The following is an 18713-nucleotide window of genomic DNA, read 5'->3' as shown; positions in this document are numbered from 1 at the left end:
ATGAACGGCGCCCAGTCCCTGATCCGCACGCTGGTCGACGCCGGCGTCGAGGTGTGCTTCGCGAACCCCGGCACGTCGGAGATGCACTTCGTCGCCGCGCTCGACACCGTGCCCGAGATGCGGGGCGTGCTCGCGCTGTTCGAAGGCGTCGTCACCGGTGCCGCCGACGGGTACGCGCGGATCGCCGGCAAGCCCGCCGCGACGCTGCTGCACCTCGGCCCCGGCCTGGGCAACGGCCTGGCGAACCTGCACAACGCGCGGCGCGCGCACACGCCGATCGTCAACGTCGTCGGCGACCACGCGACCTACCACAAGCAGTACGACGCGCCGCTGGAGTCGGACATCGAGGCCCTCGCGGGCTCGCTGGAAGGCTGGGTGCGCCGCTCGGAGCACACCAAGGACGTCGGAGCGGACGCTGCCGCCGCGGTCGCCGCCGCGCAGGACGCACCCGGCCGCGTCGCGACGCTGATCCTGCCCGCCGACGCCTCGTGGGGTGACGGTGGCGAGACGTGCGCGCCGGTCCCGCCGCGCGTGCCGCAGGCCGTGGACGCGACCGCCGTCAAGGACGTCGCCGCGGTGTTCGGCACCGGCGAATCGGTGGCGCTGCTCATCGGCGGGGCCGCGTGCCGCGAAGAAGGACTGCGCGCGGCGAGCCGGATCGGCGCCGCGACCGGCGCGAAGGTGTTCGTCGAGACGTTCCCGTCCCGTCTCGAGCGTGGCGCCGGGCTGCCGACGATCGAGCGGCTCGGGTACCTCGCCGAGCAGGTCACCTACCAGCTCGACGGCGTCAAGCACCTGGTCGTCGCGGGCACGAAGGCGCCGGTGTCGTTCTTCGCCTACCCGGGCAAGCCGAGCGACCTGGTGCCCGAGGGCGCCCAGGTGCACACGCTTGCGGCGGTCGGCCAGGACGTCACGCGCGCGCTGAACGAGGTCGCGGACCTCGTCGCCGCGGACACCGAACCGGTGCTGCAGCAGCCGTCCCGGCCCGCACTGCCGACCGGGCCGCTGACCCCGCAGAACTGGGTCGACGTCATCGGCGCGCTGCTGCCGGAAAACGCGATCATCGCCGATGAGGCCAACACGTCCGGCCTGCTGCTCCCGACGGCGACGGCGGGTGCGCCGCGGCATGACGTGCTGACGCTCACCGGCGGCGCGATCGGTTACGGCATGCCGGTGGCCACCGGCGCAGCGGTGGCGGGACGGGGCCGTCCCGTCCTGAATCTGCAATCGGACGGCAGCGCGTTGTACACGATCTCCGCGCTGTGGACGCAGGCGCGGGAGAACCTGAACGTCACGACGGTGCTGCTCAACAACCGCGCGTACGCGATCCTGCGGCTGGAGCTGCAGCGCGTCGGCGCGGCGTCGGGCGGCCCGAAGGCGAACGACCTGCTCGACCTGTCGCGCCCGGACATGGACTTCGTGAAGATCGCGGAGGGCCTGGGCGTGCCGGCGACGCGGGCGACGACCGCCGAAGAGCTCGCCGAGCAGCTGCAGCGCGCCTTCGCGGAACCGGGTCCGCACCTCATCGACGCGGTGGTGCCGCCACTCCTCTGATCCGGCTATCCTCGCCGTCACACCTGAGCCCGGGAGCGGCGGATGAGCGAAGACGAACACGCGAAGCGGGGCATCGACCTCGAAAGACCGAACGCGGCACGCGTGTACGACTACATGATCGGCGGCCAGCTGAACTACGCCGTCGACCGGATGTTCGCCGACCGGGTCCTGGGCGTGCTGCCGAACGCGCGGCACATGGCGCTGGTCAACCGGGCGTGGCTGCGCCGCGCCGCGCGGTTCGCGGCGGAGCAGGGCGTCCGGCAGTTCCTCGACATCGGTTCGGGGATGCCGACGGTCGGGCACGTGCACGAGGTCGTCCAGGCGATCGACCCCGCGTCCCAGGTCGTGTACGTCGACAACGAGCCGATCGCGGTCGCGCACAGCGAGATCGTGCTGGAGGGCAACGACAACGCGGCGATGGTCCAGGCGAACGCCGAGTACCCGGACGAGGTGCTGGAGCACCCGACCACCGAGGCGATGCTCGACTTCAGCGAGCCGGTCATGGTGATCATGGCGGCGTTCATTCACTTCATCCCGGACGAGCGCGACCCGGCCGGCCTGATCGCCGCCTACCGCGACGTCCTCGCGCCGGGCAGTTACCTCGCGCTGTCGTCGGGCACGTGGGAGGGGCAGGGCGAGGAGTCGCAGCGCTCGGTCGCGCTGTACGAGAAGAGCGGCACGCCCCTGACGCTGCGCTCGCCCGACGAGCTGCAGGCGCTGGTGAAGGGCTTCGAGATCCTCCCGCCGGGAGTGGTGTTCACGCCCGAGTGGCGTCCGGACGGACCGCTCGAGGACCCGCCGGAGCAGTCCGGCGGACTGGCGCTCGTGGCGCGGCGATGACCGACGAGCACGCGAAGCGCGGGATCGACTTCGACAAGCCGAACGCGGCACGCGTGTACGACTACCTGATCGGCGGCAAGCTGAACTACGCCATCGACCGGATGTTCGCCGAAAAGATCCTGGCGGTGCGGCCGGAGTCGCGTGAGCTCGCCCTGATGAACCGGCGCTGGCTGCGCCGTGCGGTGCGCTTCGGCGCCGAGCAGGGGATCCGGCAATTCCTGGACATCGGCTCGGGCATGCCGACCGTCGGGCACGTCCACGAAGTCGTCCAGGCGATCGACCCGGCGTCGCGGGTGGTCTACGTCGACAACGAGCCGGTCGCCGTCGCGCACAGCGAGATCGTGCTCAAGGGCAACGACAACGCGGAGATGGTGCAGGCGGACGCCGAGGTCCCGGAAGACGTCCTGGAGCACCCGACAACCGAGCGCCTGCTGGACTTCGGCGAGCCGGTGATGGTGATCATGGCGGCGTTCATCCACTTCGTCCCGGACGCGCGAAACCCGGCCGGGCTGATCGCCGCCTACCTCGACGCGCTCGTCCCGGGCAGTTACCTGGCGCTGTCGTCGGGCACGTTCGAAGGCCAAGGCGAAGAGGTCCGGCGCGCGGCGGAGATGTATCAGAAGAGCGGCACGGACGTGGTGGCCCGCTCGAAGGACGAGCTGCGGGCGTTGATGGACGGCTTCGAGATCGTGCCGCCGGGGATCGTGTTCACGCCCGAGTGGCGGCCGGACGACCCCGCCGACGTGGGCGAGCACCCGGAGCTGGCGAGCCAGCTCGCCCTGGTGGCCCGCAAGAACTAGGGATGCGCCGGGTCTACGTCGTCACCCATCCCGAAGCGACCCACCACGTCGAGAACCGGGTCGGCGGCTGGTTCGACTCGGCGCTCACGTCCCGTGGCCGCCTGCACGCGGGAGCGGTCGCCGCCCGGCTGCGCGAGGTGATCCCCCGTGCGACGCGGATCGGGCTGTACAGCTCCGATCTCCGGCGCACGGTCGAGACGGCGGCGCCGATCGCCAGCCTCTTCGGGGTCGAGCCCACGCTCGTGCGCGACCTGCGGGAGAAGTCGTACGGCGTGGCGGGCGGGCGGCCGCAGTCCTGGCTCGACGAGCGCTTCGTACCACCCCCGGCGACGGGTGAGCGCCTCGACCACGACGAAGGCATCGAGGACGCCGAGACCAAGCTCGAGTGGGTGACCCGCGTGTACCGCGCGGTCGACCGCATCCGGTCCGCCGGCGAGGAGCACCAGGTGGTCGTCACCCACGGCGGCTCGCTGAGCTGGGTCGTCGCGGCCTGGCTCGGGCTGCCGGTCACCGCGTGCGCGTATGCCGCGTTCCGGGCGAGCGCCGGCGGCATCACCGTGCTCCACGAGGACGACCGTTTCCGCAACCGCACGCTGCACACGCTGAACGACACCAGCCACCTCATCGGGTGACCCGCTATTCTCGCCGTCACACCGGATCTTGGAGCGGGCATGAGTGAAGACGAGTACGCGCGGCGCGGCATCGACCTCGACAAGCCGAACCCCGCGCGCGTGTACGACTACATCCTCGGCGGCCGGCTCAACTACGCCGTCGACCGGATGTTCGCCGACCAGGTGCTGGCCGCCCAGCCGAACGCCCGCGAACGCGCCCAGCTGAACCGGCAGTGGCTGCGCCGGGCCATCCGGTTCGGGATGGACCACGGCATCCGGCAGTTCCTCGACATCGGCTCCGGCATGCCGACCGTCGGGCACGTTCACGAGGTCGCGCACGCGATCGACCCGACCGCGCGCGTCGTCTACGTCGACAACGAGCCCGTCGCCGTGGCGCACAGCGAGATCGTGCTGGAAGACAACGAGAACGCGGTGATGGTGCACGCCGACGCCGAGTTCCCGGACGACGTCCTCGAGCACGAGACCACCGAGATGATGCTCGACCTCGACCAGCCGGTGATGGTCGTGATGGCGCTGTTCGTGCACTTCATCCCGGACGAGCGCGACCCGGCCCGGCTCATCTCCGCCTACCGCGACGCGCTCGCGCCCGGCAGCTACCTGGCGATGTCGTCGGCGACCCCGGAGCAGCAGAGCGACGGCACCGCCCGCGCCGTCGCGATGTACCAGAAGAGCGCGAACCCGGTGACGCCCCGCACGGCCGACGAGCTGCGCGCGCTCGTGGACGGGTTCGAGATCCTCGACCCGGGCATCGTCTTCATCCCGGAGTGGCGGCCCGACGAGGCACTGCCGGCGAACCCGGCCGAGTGCGGCGGCCTGGCCCTGGTGGCGCGCAAGAACTAAGCGACGCCGACCAGCTGCGGCGCCACCCGCGTCTTCGGCACCAGCGCCGCCAGCACCACACCCGCCAGCGCGGCGCACGCCGCCACGGCGAACGTCGCCCGGAAGCCGAACAGCGACGGCACCGACAGGCCGCCCACGGTGATCGTCAGCTGGGCCAGCATCGCCGCCATCACCGCGCTCGAAATCGCCGTGCCGACCGAACGCATCAGGGAGTTCAGGCCGTTCGCGGACGCCGTTTCGGTGACCGGCACCGACCCCATGATCGACGCCGGCATCGCCGCGTACGCGATCCCGACACCAGCGCCGATGATCACCGACGCCGTGATCAGCTCGGCCGCGTTGTCCATCAGCACGATCGCGAACAGGTACCCGACGGCGATCACCAGCGCGCCGCTCATCAGCGTCGGGCGCGGGCCGAACCGGGAGATGAGCCGTGCCGAAACCGGCGAGAGCAGCATCATCACGAGACCGTTCGGCGCGAGGGACAGCCCGGACTCCACCATCGTCTGGCCCAGCCCGTAGCCGGTCGACGCCGACGCCTGCAGCAGCTGCGGGAACGACAGCGCCATGGCGTACATCGAGAACCCGACCATGATCGACGCCAGGTTCGTGAACAGCACCGGGCGGCGGGCGGACACGCGCAGGTCGACCAGCGGGTCGCGCCGCCGCAGCTGGTAGGTACCCCAGCCGACCAGGATGACGACGGCCGCCGCGGCGAACCCCAGCGTCGGCGCGCTGGTCCAGCCCCACGTGGCCCCCTTGACCACCGGCAGCAGCAGGCAGACCAGCCCGGCGGCCAGCCCGAACGCGCCGAAGTAGTCGAACGGCGCGGGGGTGCGCACCGGCGACTCCGGGACGAACTTGACGATCAGCAGCGCGAAGAACAGCCCGAGACCGGCGGCCATCCAGAAGAGCACGTGCCAATCGGCGTTCTCGGCGACGATGGCCGCGACCGGCAGCCCGATCGCGCCGCCCACCCCGAGCGTCGCGCTCATCAGGGAGATCGCGCCGCCGACACGTTCCGGCGGAAGCTCGTCGCGCATGATGCTGATGCCGAGCGGGATGACGCCCATCGCGCAGCCCTGCAGCCCGCGGCCGATGATGTGGAACGCGAGCTCGCTCGTCGTGGCCGAGACGACCGAACCGGCGATGAGCAGCGCGAGGCTGACGAGAATCATCCGCCGCTTGCCGTAGAGGTCGCCGAGCCGCCCGCTGACCGGGGTGATGACGGACGCCGCGAGCAGCGTCACGGTGACGACCCAGGACGCGTCGGCCGCCGAGGCGTTCAGCAGCCGCGGGAACACCGGGATGAGCGGCACGACCAGGGTCTGCATGAACGACGCGACCAGCCCGCACGAGGCGAGCACCACGACGATCGCGCGAGCGGACCGGCCGGGTCGGGACACCAGCAAACCCCCAGTGTGTAATTAGTACACGTCATGCAACTTCATGCACTGTACCTACGCTCTGGGGGTTTACCGCTCGATTGGTGCTCTCGTCACAACCAGCTGCGGACGCCGCCGTGGCCGGAGCACGTGCCGGAGCGGTGCTGGCTGTAGCTGTAGGAGCCGTCCTTGCAGATGGCGGTCGCTCCCGACGGGTTGTCGCTGGGTCGGTGGACGCAGTTGCCGGAAGAGTTCACGTAGTAGTCGGCGCCGCACCCGGCCGGCTTCGGCGCGGCCTGCGCGGTGGTCTTCGGTGCCGCCTTGGGCTTGGCGGCGGCCGTCTTCGGCGCGACGGCCTGCGCCTGGGTCGGCGCCGTCGTGGCCACCGGCGCTTCGGAAGTGGGTGTCGGCGTCTCGGTCGTGACCGGAACGGAATAGGCCGGCGCCGAATACGTCGACGACGGCGTGTCCAGCACGCCGACGTTGCCCGTGTCCTTGACCTGCGGAGCACCGACGCCACAGCCCGCGACCAGCAGGCCCGCGGCCAGGATCAACCCCAGTTTCTTACCCACGACGACTCCTTAGCAACACGAACCAATGCCGCCTAGTCGCTGGCCTCGGAGCGTTTGTTACGCCGCTTAGACTCGGGCGTATGCGGCGTTACCTACCCGAGCTCGCGGTCACCGTCGCGGTGCTCGTCGGTTCGTTGTTCGCCGTCCTGAACGACGGCGCCAAGCCCCCGAACCACGCCGCGATCGGGTGGGTGCTCACCGTTCTCTGCTGCGCCGCGGTCTTCTTCCGCCGGAAGTACCCGCTGAGTGTCGCCGGGTTAACGCTCGTTTGCTGCGCCCTCTACTACCCGCTCACCGATCCCGACGGCCTCGTCCTGCTGGCCTTCGCCTACACCCTCTACAACGCCGCCGCGGCCGGGCGGATCCGCGGGGCCGCGCTGCTCGTCGTCGCCGCGATGGCGGGCGTCGCCGCGGGGGAGGTCAGCTCGCGGACCGGCCGGCACGTCGACAACTTCGCGTTCTTCCTGATGACCGGCTGGTTCGTCGCGCTCGTGGCCGGGGGCGCCGTCGCGCACTACCGCGCCGAGGCCGAACGCACCAAGGAAGCCGAGGCCCGGGCGCGCGCCACCGATGAACGCCTGCGCATCGCGCGCGAGCTGCACGACGTCCTCGGCCACCACCTCGCGCTGATCAACGTCCAGGCCGGCGCAGCGCTGCACCGCCGTTACCCCGGCCAGGCCGAAGAAGCCCTCGGCACCATCAAAGACGCCAGCAAGACCGCACTCCAGGAGTTGCGCGCGACGCTCGGCATGCTCCGCCAGACCGAGCCGACCCTGTCGCGGGTGGCGGAATTGGCCGAATCCGTCGGCGCGTCCGGGCTGACCGTGCGCACCGAGATCGACGGCGTCGCGCGGGACCTGCCGCCGGACGTCGAGCACGCCGCGTTCCGCGTGGTGCAGGAGGCGCTGACGAACGTCGCGAAGCACGCCGGCGCGAAGACCGTCGTCGTCCGGCTCGGCTACGGCACCGACGCGCTGTCCGTGCAGGTCGACGACGACGGCCGCGGCGGCGACGGCCCGCCGGGCACCGGGATCCGCGGCATGGCCGAACGCGCGCGGGCGCTCGGCGGCGAACTGACCGCGGCGCCGCGCGAAGGCGGCGGCTTCCGGGTACGCGCCCGGCTGCCGGTGCGATGATGGGCCGATGATCCGGGTCCTGCTCGTCGACGACCAGCGGCTGGTCCGCGCCGGCTTCCGGTCCATTTTGGACGGCGAGGACGACATCGACGTCGTCGCGGAAGCCGCCGACGGCCGCGAAGCCCTGCAGGCCGCGCACGACCACCACCCGGACGTCGTGCTGATGGACATCCGGATGCCGGTGCTCGACGGTCTCGCCGCGACCCGGCACCTGCTCGAAGACCCTTCGTCGGCGGGAACGAAGGTCGTCATCCTCACGACGTTCGACCTCGACGAGGACGTCTACGGCGCCCTGCGCGCGGGCGCGAGCGGGTTCCTGGTCAAGGACACCGAGCCCGAAGAGCTGATCCACGCCGTGCGCGTGGTCGCCCGCGGCGACGCGCTGCTGGCGCCGTCGATCACCCGGCGGCTGATCTCGGAGTTCGCCGCGCGCGTCACGCGGCCGTCGCCGGCTCCGGCGCTGGACCGGCTCACCGACCGCGAGCGCGAAGTGCTTTCCCTGGTCGCGGCCGGGCTGTCGAACGACGAGATCGCGCGCGAGCTCACGCTCAGCCCGGCGACGGCGAAGACGCACGTCAGCCGCATCATGACGAAGACCGGCATGCGCGACCGCGCGCAGCTCGTCGTCCTCGCCTACGAGTCCGGCGCGGTGACACCGCGGTGGCTCACCCCCTAGCCGTACTCCCCCGGGTGTACGGGAAACGCCTTAAGGGACACCGCCGGGAGCACGGCAAGTGTCCTCCGCTGCGCGACGCGGAGTAGTGCCCTCGCGGCGAATCCTTGTCCCCCATGGACACCATCACTCGCCCCACCGGGGGAAGGCTGGCCCGCGTGGCCGGCTGGGCGCAGCGCCACCGGTGGCTCGCCGTCGCACTCTGGGCGCTGGTCCTCATCGGCGTCACGTTCACCTCCCGCCTCACCGGCAGCGCGTTCCACGACGACAACTCGCTGCCCGGCACCGAATCGCAGCAGGTCGTCGACCTCCTGAAGAACACCGCGCAGTCCGGCGCGAGCGCGCAGATCGTGTTCAAGGAGGACAACGGGCTCACCACGCAGCGCGCCGCGGTCGAAAACACTCTGGGAAATGTCCGATTGCAGCCGCACGTGCGGTCGGTGACCGGGCCGTTCGAGACGCTCTCGGCGGACGGCCGGATCGGCTACGCGACCGTCACTTTCGACGTCGCCTCGACCGATCTCCCGTACGACGACATCGTGAAGTTCGCCGACGCGGCGAAGCAGGCCGGCCCGGTCGAAGTGGCTTTGGCCGGCGACCCGATCGAGCGAATCTCGGAGGGCGGCGGCCCCGCGGAAGGCGTCGGGCTGCTCGCCGCACTGGTCATCCTCGTCTTCCTGTTCCGCTCGCTGCTCGCGGCCGGGCTGCCGGTGCTCACCGCGGTGTTCGCGGTCGGCAGCACGCTCGGCGTGATCACCGTCGTCTCGCACTACGTCGACATCGCGAGCTACACCGCACCGCTGATGATGCTGGTCGGGTTCGGCGTCGGCGTCGACTACGCGCTGCTGATCTTCTCCCGCTACCGCGCCGAGATCCTCGCCGGCCACGACCGCGACGCTGCCGCCCGGCGGGCGCTCGACACCGCCGGCCGCTCGGTGCTGTTCGCCGGGACGACGGTGATCATCGCCCTGCTCGGCCTGCTCGCGCTCGGGCTGGGCGGACTGCGCGGGGTGGCGCTGGCCGTCGCGCTCACCGTCCTGATGACCATGCTCGCGTCGGTGACACTGCTGCCGGCGCTGCTGTCGTTGTTCGGCAAGCGGCTCGAACGTGGCATCCGCAAGCACGCCGTCCGCCGCGAACACGGCCGCTGGTGGCGACGGCTCGCCGACGGCGTCCAGCGACGTCCGCTGGCGCCGCTCGCGATCGGCCTGGTTCTCCTCATCGGACTTTCCATCCCGGCCACGGGCATGCGGCTCCGGTTCGCCGACGCGGGCACCGACCCGGCCGGCTCGACGACGCGGCAGGCGTACGACCTGCTGGCCGAGGGCTTCGGACCGGGCTTCACCGGGCCACTCGCGATCGTCACCGAAGACGGCGACCCCGTCGCGTTGCAGCAGCGGCTCGCCGCGACGCCGGGCATCGCGCGAGTGTTGCCGCCGATGGGCCCGACCGTCCTGGTCTTCCCGACGACGTCCCCGCAGGACGCGGCGACGGCCGAACTCGTGACGCGCCTGCGGACCGATGTCCTGCCGGCGCTCCCCGGCCACTACCTGGTCGGCGGTTCGGTCGCGGCCGCGACGGACTTCGCCGGCGCCGTCGCCGACCGGTTGCCGCTGTTCGTGCTGGTCGTCGTCGGGCTGTCCGCGCTGCTGCTGATGGTCGTCTTCCGGTCGATCCTCATCCCGCTCAAGGCGGCGCTGCTGAACCTGCTGAGCATCGGCGCTTCGCTCGGCGTCATGACGCTGGTGTTCGGCGACGGCTGGTTCGGCGCGCAGCCCGGCCCGATCGAGGCGTTCGTGCCGGTGATGATCTTCGCGATCGTGTTCGGGCTGTCGATGGACTACGAGGTGTTCCTGGTCTCGCGGATGCACGAGGAGTGGCGGCGCACCGGCGACGCGCGGCTCGCGGTGCGCGAAGGCCTCGCGTCGACCGGCGGCGTGATCACCGCGGCCGGCGCGATCATGGTGCTGGTGTTCGGCGCGTTCCTGCTCGACCCGTCGCGGATGCTCGCGCAGTTCGGCCTCGGCCTGGCGGTCGCGGTGCTGCTGGACGCGCTGGTGATCCGCTGCCTGCTCGTCCCGGCGATCATGCGGCTGCTCTGGGAACGCGCGTGGTGGCTGCCGAAGTGGCTGGACCGCCGCCTGCCGCACCTCGCGCTGGAGCCGTGACTCAGAGCCGCTCCGCCACCGCGGCCGCCAGGCTGCGCGCGGGGGCGCACAGGTCCTCGGGCCGCGCGTCGCTCTTGTCGACGTCGACCACCGCCAGCTCGTCGGTCCGCTGCCCCCGGGTGTCGACGTAGCTCTGGTAGACGATGGTCACGGTGCAGCTGGTGTCGCCGCGCTCCTGCGGCTGCACCCGGGCGGCGTACTTTCCCAGCCGCAGCGGCGTCCCCGGTTGTCGGATCTCGGTGGCGGTCCGGTCGAAGAGGACCTTCACCAGCCCGGGACGGTCGGTGTAGCTCCAGTCGCAGGCCCAGTTCGCGAACTCGGGGATCCGCTCCACCGGCCCGGTCCCCAGTGCCTCGGTCGTCGCCGCGGTGTCCAGCAACGCGCAGGCGTCCTTGCCCGCCAAGGAACCCGCGGGAAGCTGGCGCCGCGGCACCTGGCCTTCGCCCATGGCCTTCCGGGCGCGAAAGGCTGCAGTTTCAGCCATCCCGCAGAAGTCGTGCGTTCCCGCGGGGTCGCCGTCGGCACCGACGACCAACTGGGTGCCTGCGTCGGGCAGGAGCAGGACCCTGGTGCAGTGGCCCGGTTCGGCGGGTGGCCGCTGGAGGCCGAACCCGCCATCCCACTGGACCGGCAGGGGATCCCGGGCACCGGCGGCGAACTCGACACTGACGTCGATGTAGTCCGCGCGGTCCCCGGACGGGTACACCAGGGCGTCACAGCGGTTGAAGTTGCCGTAGTCGTCCGACTGCTCGACCACGCCGTAGCCGCCGAGTGCGTCGGGGAAGGTCACCGCACAGGGGTCCGCGGTGCGGGGCGCGCCCACGATCGACTCGCCGGGCGCGGCCGGCGGACTCGTGGGCCAAAACACCACGTAGGCGACGACGAGGAGCACGACCGCCGCGCTCCCGGCCAGCAACGGAATTCGCGGATTCACGGCGGTCCGTGCCGGCTTCGGCGGGTACGGGTGGTCCGGCCGCGCGACCCAGGCGAGCTCCCGGGTTTCCTTCACCTTGACCTTGATCCGCCGGTAGGTGTCGGCGTCGGCGGCCGCACTGGCCCGCACCACTTCGGCGTGGAACCAGGCGGAGGTGCCGACGACCAGTACACCCTCGGACCTGGCAAGCGCTTTCTTCAACGCTCGCGCGTCGAGCAAGCGGGCCGCCGTGATGATCGCCGGCGACGTCACGCCGTGTTCGCTGGAGGCGACTTCACCAGCGCTCAGCGCCATCCGGACCCGCATCCACGCCTGTTCCCGGTTCGCCGCGTTGTGGTCGAGGATCGCCGCCGCGAGGACGCGCGGGAAACGCTCGACCAGGAACGACTTGCCGGCGTCGGCGGGAACGAGGACGAACCAGCCGTCACCGTTGTCCTGGCGACGCAAGCCGTCCCACCGCACGCCGGCATCGCGGAACGCGGTGTCCAGCGCCTGGCTCAAGCCCTTCTTCAGCGCGAGACGGTCGTCATTCGTCCGTTCCTTCGCACCGTATCCTTCGACGTCGATCAGGAAGATCGTCTGATGAACGGATGCTGTCACCTCTCCAGGACTCCCTTGTGCCGTGGCAGGAAAGTCGAGACAGTACCTGCCGCGGCGCGGAAGCTGGATGCATTCAGCCCGATCGGGTGACGGTCAGCTCCCCCAGCCGGTCGGCGTCTCGGACAGCCGGAAGTCCAGGCTTCCGCCGCGCAGGAAAGAGGCGTCGACCTTCCAGTCGCGCTGCGGCTTGGTCCCGCGGCGGACGTCCTGGACGTACTTCCCGCTGCCCGACGTCGTGATCCGGATCGGCGCGCCGCCCGCCGGCCGGACTACCGCGGCCGGGAACAGCGGGCTCGAAAGCAGTAGTTCACCCGAACCCGGCGTCCGCGGGTAGATGCCGAGTGCCGCGAAGACGTACCAGGCGGACATCGTGCCGAGGTCGTCGTTGCCCGGTAGCCCGGACGGCCCGGTCGTGTAGACGGAGTTCACCAGCTGCCGCACGGTTTCCTGCGTCTTCCACGGCTGCCCGAGCTCGTTGTACAGCCACGGGGCGTGGATGTCGGGCTCGTTCGTCGGGTCGTACTTGAGCGGGCCACCGCCCTTCAGCTGCCAGTTCCCGTTGCTGTCGTGGAAGAAGCCGTCGAGCCGGGTGACGGCGTTCGCCTTGCCGCCCATGGCGTCCGCAAGCCCGGAGACGTCTTGGGGGACCATCCAGGTGTAGGCGGCCGCGCTGCCCTGGGCGAAGCCGCGGTCGCTCGCCGGGTCGAACGGCGTCACCCAGCTGCCGTCGACGTTGCGGGCCTGCGTGTAGCCGGTCTCCGGGTTGAATACGTTTAGCCAGTAAGCCCCCCGTGCGCGCAGCTCCGCAGCTTCGCGAGTGCGGCCGAGCTGCTCTGCGAAGTGTCCGATTGCAGAGTCGGCGACGGCGTCTTCGAGCGTCTCGGCGGCGCCGCCCCAGCAGTGGCAGACGTCGTTCGGCGCGTAGTGCGACGTCAGGTACTGCGCGAGGTTGGGTCGCTGGCCGACGCACTGACCCGGGCAGCCGCCGTCTTGCAGACCTTCCGGACGCGGGACCGTCGCCTGCTTGTACAGCGAGTCGAACGCGCCGCGGTAGTCGAAGTTGCGGACGCCCATCGCGTAGAACGTCGCGATGGTGGCCGCGGACGGATCGCCGGTCATGACGTGCGTCGCGCCGTTGACGTGCACCCAGCGGTCCCAGACGCCGTCGTTCTGCTTCGCGTAGTTGTAGAGCGACTGCGCGAAGTTCCCGGCGACGCGTGGTTCGAGCAGGGCCAGCAGCTGGATCTGCGCACGGTACTGGTCCCAGCCGGAGAAGTTGGAGTACTGCGCGTCCTGTCCCCGTTCGACGCGATGCGGTTTCTGATCCATCCCCAGGTACTGGCCGTCGACGTCGCTGACGAGGTTGGGCTGCTGCAGGCTGTGGTAGAGCGCGGTGGTGAAGACGATCCGCTGGTTGGCGGTGCCGCCTTGGACGTCGACGCGGCTCAGCTCGGAGTTCCAGGCTTTCCTGGTCCGCTCCGCGACCTTGTCCACAGTGGACTGGTTGTTCTGCTCGGTCCGCAGGTTGCGTTCGGCGCCTTCGAGGGAGACGTAGGAGATCGCGATCCGCAGAGTGACCCTGCTGCCGGGCGCGAAGGTGACGTAACCGCCGGAGCCGCGTCCGGCGCGGTCCTTGCCGGTCGCGTAGCCCTCGCCGCCGGTCTGGTCGGTGCCGCCGGGCTGCAGGGTGGCGTCCTTCCACGTCCCGGTGCCGGTGACGGGCTGGTCGAACCGGGCGGTGAAGTACAGGCGGTAGTAGGACTTGCGGTTGTTGACGCCGCCGTTCGCGCGGCGGCCGCAGAAGGCGCCGGTGAGCACGGACCCGGTGATCGTGCGGTTCTTCGCGTCGATGTGGGTCTCGGCGTCTTCGCTGCCGTTGAGGGAGTTCGACGTCCGGAAGAGCAGGCTGGCGGGCTTGCCCTGCGGGTAGGTCAGCGCCCCGATCGCGGTTCGTTCGGTGGCGGCCACGTCGGTGGTGACGCCGTTCTGCAGGCCGAGACGGTAGCGTCCCGGCGACGCTGCTTCGTCGGCGTGGCTGAAGTTGCTCGCGTAGACGGCGTCCGTGGTATCGGCGGTCGGCGAGGAGGTGACGTCGCCGGCGAAGGGCAGGATCGGCACGTCCCCCGCGGCGCCGGGGTTGCAGCCAGCGCCGTTAACGTGCGTTAACGCGAAGCCGCGAACGCGAGTGGTGTCGTACTGGTAGCCGTTGGCGGCACCGGTGGAGGTCTGGTCGCCGCGGGTGCTGGTCGGGCTCCACGAGAGCATCCCGAAGGGCGCGGTGGCGCCGGGATAGGTGTTCCCGTCCCCGGCGGAGCCGATCAGCGGATCGACGAAGTCGGCGGGACTGAGGCCGGCGGCGGCCGACATCGTTGTCAACGTCGAGGCGAGCAGGACGGCGGCCAGAGCCACCGTGACGGGACGGCGCATGGGCGGAGATTAACCCGCGTTCGGTGGCCGTTGGGCGAACTGAAGCGGACAAGCTGCCGGACACTTCGGACCCAAGCGAACACTTCGGCGTTGTCCACTGCGGCTGGAGGCGCGGGCAGCGGTGGTGCAATCACCGCGCAGGCCAACCGCGTAACAAGTCCATCAAGGCGGCAACAACCAGGCCCGGCGGCGCGACATCAGGTGAAAATCGATCACGGAGGCCACCGGTGTCCGAAACCGAAATCGTCACGCCCGCCCGGCTCCTGACGCGGAAGCCGGTCCTCATCTTCGCCCTGGGCACAGTCCTGGCCATCGCCGTCGCGGTGCTCGTTGCGATCGCCACGGCCCGGCCGGCCACCTTCGAGATCAAGGGCAGCGTGAGCTACAACTGCTACCCGTGCGGGCTGTCGGGTCACGACGAAATCGACGACCCGCAACTAGCGATCCTGGACCTCTACAACCGGACTTCACCTTCACGTTCACCGGGATCGAGAAGGGCGAAGCCCGCTACGGCTTCCACGCCGGCGACAACACGCGCGCGACCGTCTGGAAGACCGAGGCCGAAGCCGCCAAGGAAGTCGACTTCGTCGTGAAATGACGAAGGCCGCCACCAGGAAATCCCGGTGACGACCTTCGTCGTTCAGCCCTTTATTCGTAGATCTCGCCCTTGGCGGCCTTCTCCACGAGCGAAGCCGGCGGCTCGAAGTGGTCGCCGTACCGAGCGGCCAGCTCACGCGACCGGTCCACGAAGCCCTGCAGGCCACCCGCGTACTGGTTGATGTACTGGATCACACCACCGGTCCACGCCGGGAAGCCGATGCCGAAGATCGAGCCGATGTTGGCGTCCGCGACCGACGTCAGCACGCCCTCGTCGAAGCACTTCACCGTCTCGAGCGCCTCGGCGAACAGCATCCGCTCCTTGAGGTCCTCGAACGGCACCTCCGCCGAGCCGGACTTGAACGCGTCACGCAGCCCTGGCCACAGCCCGGTCCGCTTCCCGTCCTCGCCGTACTCGTAAAAACCCGCGCCCGTCGAGCGGCCCTTGCGGTCGAACTCGTCGACCATCCGGTCGATCACGCCTTCCGACGCGTGCGCCTTCCACGTGCCGCCCGCGGCCTCGATCGCCTCGCGGGTCTCCTTGCGGATCTTGCGCGGCAGGGTCAGCGTCAGCTCGTCCATCAGCTGCAGCGGCGGCGCCGGGTAGCCGGCCTGCGAACCCGCCTGCTCGATCGACGCCGGCTCGACGCCCTCGCCCAGCGCGGCGACGGCCTCGTTGATGAACGTGCCGATCACGCGCGAGGTGAAGAAGCCGCGGCTGTCGTTGACGACGATCGGGGTCTTCTTGATCTGCAGCGTGTAGTCGAAGACCTTCGCCAGCGTCGCCGGCGACGTCTTCTCGCCGCAGATGATCTCGACCAGCGGCATCTTGTCGACCGGCGAGAAGAAGTGGATCCCGATGAAGTCTTCGGTCCGCTGCACACCCTCGGCGAGCGTGGTGATCGGCAGCGTCGAGGTGTTGGAGCCCAGCACAGCGTCGGCGTTCACGACGCCTTCGATCTCGCCGAACACCTTGTGCTTGAGCTCGACGCTCTCGAACACGGCCTCGATCACGAAGTCGACACCCGCGAAATCGGCCGGGTCCGCGGTCGGCTTGATCTTCGCCAGCAGCGCGTCCGACTTCTCCTGCGTGGTCTTGCCGCGCGAAAGAGCCTTCTGCTCGATCTTGGCCGCGTAGCCCTTGCCCTTCTCGGCCGCCTCCTGCGAGACGTCCTTGAGGACGACGTCGATGCCGGCCTTGGCCGACACGTACGCGATCGCGGCGCCCATCATCCCGGCGCCGAGCACGCCGACCTTCTTGGCCGTGTACTTCTCGAAGCCGTCCGGCCGCGAACCACCCGAGTTGATGGTCTGCAGGTCGAAGAAGAACGCCTTCGTCATGTTCTTCGAGACCTGGCCGGTGGCGAGGCTGATGAAGTAGCGCGTCTCGATCAGGATCGCGGTGTCGAAGTCGACCTGCGCACCCTCGATCGCGGCGGCCAGGATCGCCCGCGGCGCCGGCATGTTCGCGCCCTTGATCTGCTTGCGCAGGTTCGCCGGGAACGCCGGCAGGTTCGCCGCGAAGCTCGGGTTCGAGGGCGTGCCGCCGGGGATCTTGTAACCCTTGACGTCCCAGGGCTGGACGCCACCCTCGGGGTTCGCCTTGATCCACGCCTTCGCGGCGGGAACGAGCTCCTCGACGGTGTCGACGACCTCGTGCACCAGACCCAGCTCGAGCGCCTTGCGCGGGCGGTGGCGCTGGCCCTGCAGGAGGACGTTCAGCAGCGCGCTCTGGATGCCCAGCAATCGGACAGTGCGCACGACGCCACCGCCGCCGGGCAGCAGGCCCAGCGTCACTTCGGGCAGGCCGATCTGGCTGCCCTTGGCGTCCGCGGCGATGCGGTGGTGCGTCGCCAGCGCGATCTCGAGGCCACCGCCGAGCGCGGCGCCGTTGATCGCCGCGACGACCGGCTTGCCGAGCTGCTCGATGCGGCGCATCTGCCCCTTCATCAGGGTGCTGCCCTCGGTCAGCTCGACCGCGTTCTCCGGCTTGGCCTGGATGAGGTCGTTCAGGTCGCCGCCGGCGAAGAACGTCTTCTTGGCGGACGTGATGACGACGCCGGTGATGGAGTCCTTCTCGGCCTCCAGGCGGTCGACGGTGACGCCGAGCGACTCGCGGAAGTCGGCGTTCATCGTGTTCGCCGACTGCTTCGGGTCGTCGAGGGTCAGCGTGACGATCCCGTCGGCGTCCTGCTCCCAGCGGATGGTCTTGCTCTCGGCCATTGTGGTCCTCACACCCGCTCGATGATGGTCGCGACGCCCATGCCGCCGCCGATGCACAGGGTCACCAGGGCGCGACGCGCCTGGCGGCGTTCGAGCTCGTCGACCACGGTGCCGACCAGCATCGCGCCGGTGGCGCCGAGCGGGTGACCCATGGCGATCGCGCCACCGTTGACGTTGACCTTGTCCTCGTCGAGGTGCAGGTCCTTGATCCACTTGAGCACGACGGACGCGAACGCCTCGTTGAGCTCCCACAGGTCGATGTCCTCGGGCTTGAGGCCCGCGGTCTTCAGGACCTTCTCGGTGGCCGGGGTCGGGCCGGTGAGCATGATCGTCGGCTCGGAGCCGATCGACGCGGTCGCCACGATCCGGGCGCGCGGCGTCAGCCCGAAGGTCTTGCCGATCTGCTCGGAGCCGACGAGCACCAGCGCGGCGCCGTCAACGATGCCGGAGGAGTTGCCGCCGGTGTGGACGTGGTTGATCTTCTCGACCGAGTGGTACTTCTGCAGCGCGACGGCGTCGAAGCCGCCCAGCTCGCCGATGCCGGCGAAGGCGGGCTTGAGCTTGCCGAGGCTCTCGACCGTGGAGCCGGGACGACGGTGCTCGTCGTGGTCCAGGACCGTGACGCCGTTGATGTCCTTGACCGGGACGACGGACTTGGCGAAGTAGCCGCCGGACCAGGCCGCCTCGGCGCGGTCCTGCGAGCGGACGGCCCAGCGGTCGACGTCCTCGCGGGAGAAGCCCTCGATGGTCGCGATCAGGTCGGCGCCGGTGCCCTGCGGGACGATGTAGTTGTCGTACGCGGTGGCCGGGTCCATGAAGAGCGCGCCGCCGTCGGAGCCCATCGGCACGCGCGACATCGACTCGACGCCGCCGGCGATGATCAGGTTGTCCCAGCCGGAACGGACCTTCTGCGCGGCGGTGTTGGTGGCCTCCAGGCCAGAGGCGCAGAAGCGGTTGAGCTGCACACCCGCGACGGTCTCGGGCAGGCCCGCGTTCAGCGCGGCGGTGCGCGCGATGACCGCACCCTGCTCGCCGACCGGGGAGACGACGCCGAGGACGACGTCGTCGATCACCGCGGGGTCGAGGTTCGGGTGGCGGACCTTGAGCTCTTCGATCAGGCCGACCACCAGGTCGACCGGCTTGGTGCCATGCAGGGCACCGCCCTTGTTCTTGCCGCGAGGCGTGCGGATCGCCTCGTAGATGTAGGCCTCGCTACTCACAGAACAACTCCTCGCGAGCGGGTGGGACGTCTTCATACCGCGGCCGATGATACCGGCCGGTAGTGCTAATGGCCATTAACATATCGCCGGATAACCCCAAGGTGTCAATGGG

The 18713-nt window shown here is 70.2% G+C and carries 15 protein-coding genes; 9 read left to right on the top strand and 6 right to left on the bottom strand.

The annotated features are described in order from the left end of the window. From AB0M59_RS09355 to AB0M59_RS09335, 5 genes are read left to right on the top strand one after another with little or no spacing between them, the layout of a single operon-like run. A complete protein-coding gene (locus AB0M59_RS09355; protein WP_364611477.1) occupies nt 1-1554 on the top strand; it encodes an acetolactate synthase large subunit in 1554 nt (517 codons plus the stop codon). Nucleotides 1555-1596: 42 nt separating this feature from the next. Further along, nucleotides 1597-2394 (top strand): SAM-dependent methyltransferase, encoded by a 798-nt coding sequence (locus AB0M59_RS09350; protein ID WP_364611251.1) that lies wholly within the window; start codon nt 1597-1599, stop codon nt 2392-2394. Then, complete coding sequence (locus tag AB0M59_RS09345; RefSeq protein WP_364611248.1) at nt 2391-3194, top strand: SAM-dependent methyltransferase; 804 nt, start codon at nt 2391-2393, stop codon at nt 3192-3194. The genes AB0M59_RS09350 and AB0M59_RS09345 overlap by 4 nt, the downstream gene beginning before the upstream one ends. A gap of 2 nt (nt 3195-3196) precedes the next feature. Then, complete coding sequence (locus tag AB0M59_RS09340) at nt 3197-3826, top strand: histidine phosphatase family protein (RefSeq protein WP_364611245.1); 630 nt, start codon at nt 3197-3199, stop codon at nt 3824-3826. Nucleotides 3827-3865: 39 nt separating this feature from the next. Further along, entirely contained in the window at nt 3866-4666 is an 801-nt protein-coding gene (locus tag AB0M59_RS09335; protein WP_364611242.1) for an SAM-dependent methyltransferase, read from the top strand. Here the strand turns inward: AB0M59_RS09335 and AB0M59_RS09330 are convergent. Beyond that, a complete protein-coding gene (locus AB0M59_RS09330) occupies nt 4663-6078 on the bottom strand; it encodes an MFS transporter (RefSeq protein ID WP_364611239.1) in 1416 nt (471 codons plus the stop codon). The two genes, AB0M59_RS09335 and AB0M59_RS09330, sit on opposite strands and share 4 nt — an antisense overlap. A gap of 86 nt (nt 6079-6164) precedes the next feature. After that, nucleotides 6165-6623, bottom strand: coding sequence for a DUF3761 domain-containing protein (locus AB0M59_RS09325; RefSeq protein WP_364611236.1), 459 nt, complete (start codon nt 6621-6623; stop codon nt 6165-6167). Nucleotides 6624-6703: 80 nt separating this feature from the next. Between AB0M59_RS09325 and AB0M59_RS09320 the strand changes: the two genes are divergently transcribed. The 3 genes from AB0M59_RS09320 (at nt 6704) to AB0M59_RS09310 (ending at nt 10600) form a co-directional block, all read left to right on the top strand. Further along, nucleotides 6704-7759 (top strand): histidine kinase, encoded by a 1056-nt coding sequence (locus tag AB0M59_RS09320; protein WP_364611234.1) that lies wholly within the window; start codon nt 6704-6706, stop codon nt 7757-7759. 7 nt (nt 7760-7766) lie between these two features. Then, nucleotides 7767-8435 (top strand): response regulator transcription factor, encoded by a 669-nt coding sequence (locus AB0M59_RS09315; RefSeq protein WP_364611231.1) that lies wholly within the window; start codon nt 7767-7769, stop codon nt 8433-8435. Nucleotides 8436-8548: 113 nt separating this feature from the next. Next, the gene (locus AB0M59_RS09310; protein WP_364611228.1) at nt 8549-10600 is read left to right on the top strand and encodes an MMPL family transporter; all 2052 of its coding nucleotides are present in this window, start codon (nt 8549-8551) and stop codon (nt 10598-10600) included. A gap of 1 nt (nt 10601) precedes the next feature. Here AB0M59_RS09310 and AB0M59_RS09305 read toward each other — a convergent pair whose 3' ends face one another. Continuing rightward, on the bottom strand, nt 10602-12134 hold the full coding sequence (locus tag AB0M59_RS09305; protein WP_364611225.1) for a hypothetical protein: 1533 nt from the start codon (nt 12132-12134) through the stop codon (nt 10602-10604). Nucleotides 12135-12227: 93 nt separating this feature from the next. Next, complete coding sequence (locus AB0M59_RS09300) at nt 12228-14561, bottom strand: GH92 family glycosyl hydrolase (RefSeq protein ID WP_364611222.1); 2334 nt, start codon at nt 14559-14561, stop codon at nt 12228-12230. 397 nt (nt 14562-14958) lie between these two features. Here AB0M59_RS09300 and AB0M59_RS09295 point away from each other — a divergent pair, with 397 nt between their 5' ends. Then, nucleotides 14959-15159 (top strand): hypothetical protein, encoded by a 201-nt coding sequence (locus tag AB0M59_RS09295; protein WP_364611219.1) that lies wholly within the window; start codon nt 14959-14961, stop codon nt 15157-15159. A gap of 50 nt (nt 15160-15209) precedes the next feature. Here the strand turns inward: AB0M59_RS09295 and AB0M59_RS09290 are convergent, their stop codons facing one another. Then, nucleotides 15210-17381, bottom strand: a complete 2172-nt coding sequence (locus AB0M59_RS09290; RefSeq protein WP_364611216.1) for a 3-hydroxyacyl-CoA dehydrogenase NAD-binding domain-containing protein — start codon at nt 17379-17381, stop codon at nt 15210-15212. Nucleotides 17382-17389: 8 nt separating this feature from the next. Then, nucleotides 17390-18601, bottom strand: coding sequence for an acetyl-CoA C-acetyltransferase (locus AB0M59_RS09285; RefSeq protein ID WP_364611213.1), 1212 nt, complete (start codon nt 18599-18601; stop codon nt 17390-17392). Between the last annotated feature and the right edge of the window lie 112 nt (nt 18602-18713).

It is taken from the genome of Amycolatopsis sp. NPDC051371, from assembly GCF_040682155.1.
Classification (GTDB): Bacteria; Actinomycetota; Actinomycetes; order Mycobacteriales; family Pseudonocardiaceae; genus Amycolatopsis.
Note: the sequence above shows the minus strand (reverse complement) of the source record. Positions and strands in the feature narration are given on the sequence as shown.

Coding starts and splice junctions, on each gene's coding strand:
- AB0M59_RS09320 (WP_364611234.1), top strand. CDS start 6,704: ATGCGGCGTTACCTACCCGAGCTCGCGGTCACCGTCGCGGTGCTCGTC.
- AB0M59_RS09345 (WP_364611248.1), top strand. CDS start 2,391: ATGACCGACGAGCACGCGAAGCGCGGGATCGACTTCGACAAGCCGAAC.
- AB0M59_RS09290 (WP_364611216.1), bottom strand. CDS start 17,381: ATGGCCGAGAGCAAGACCATCCGCTGGGAGCAGGACGCCGACGGGATC.
- AB0M59_RS09300 (WP_364611222.1), bottom strand. CDS start 14,561: ATGCGCCGTCCCGTCACGGTGGCTCTGGCCGCCGTCCTGCTCGCCTCG.
- AB0M59_RS09310 (WP_364611228.1), top strand. CDS start 8,549: ATGGACACCATCACTCGCCCCACCGGGGGAAGGCTGGCCCGCGTGGCC.
- AB0M59_RS09355 (WP_364611477.1), top strand. CDS start 1: ATGAACGGCGCCCAGTCCCTGATCCGCACGCTGGTCGACGCCGGCGTC.
- AB0M59_RS09315 (WP_364611231.1), top strand. CDS start 7,767: ATGATCCGGGTCCTGCTCGTCGACGACCAGCGGCTGGTCCGCGCCGGC.
- AB0M59_RS09335 (WP_364611242.1), top strand. CDS start 3,866: ATGAGTGAAGACGAGTACGCGCGGCGCGGCATCGACCTCGACAAGCCG.
- AB0M59_RS09340 (WP_364611245.1), top strand. CDS start 3,197: ATGCGCCGGGTCTACGTCGTCACCCATCCCGAAGCGACCCACCACGTC.
- AB0M59_RS09350 (WP_364611251.1), top strand. CDS start 1,597: ATGAGCGAAGACGAACACGCGAAGCGGGGCATCGACCTCGAAAGACCG.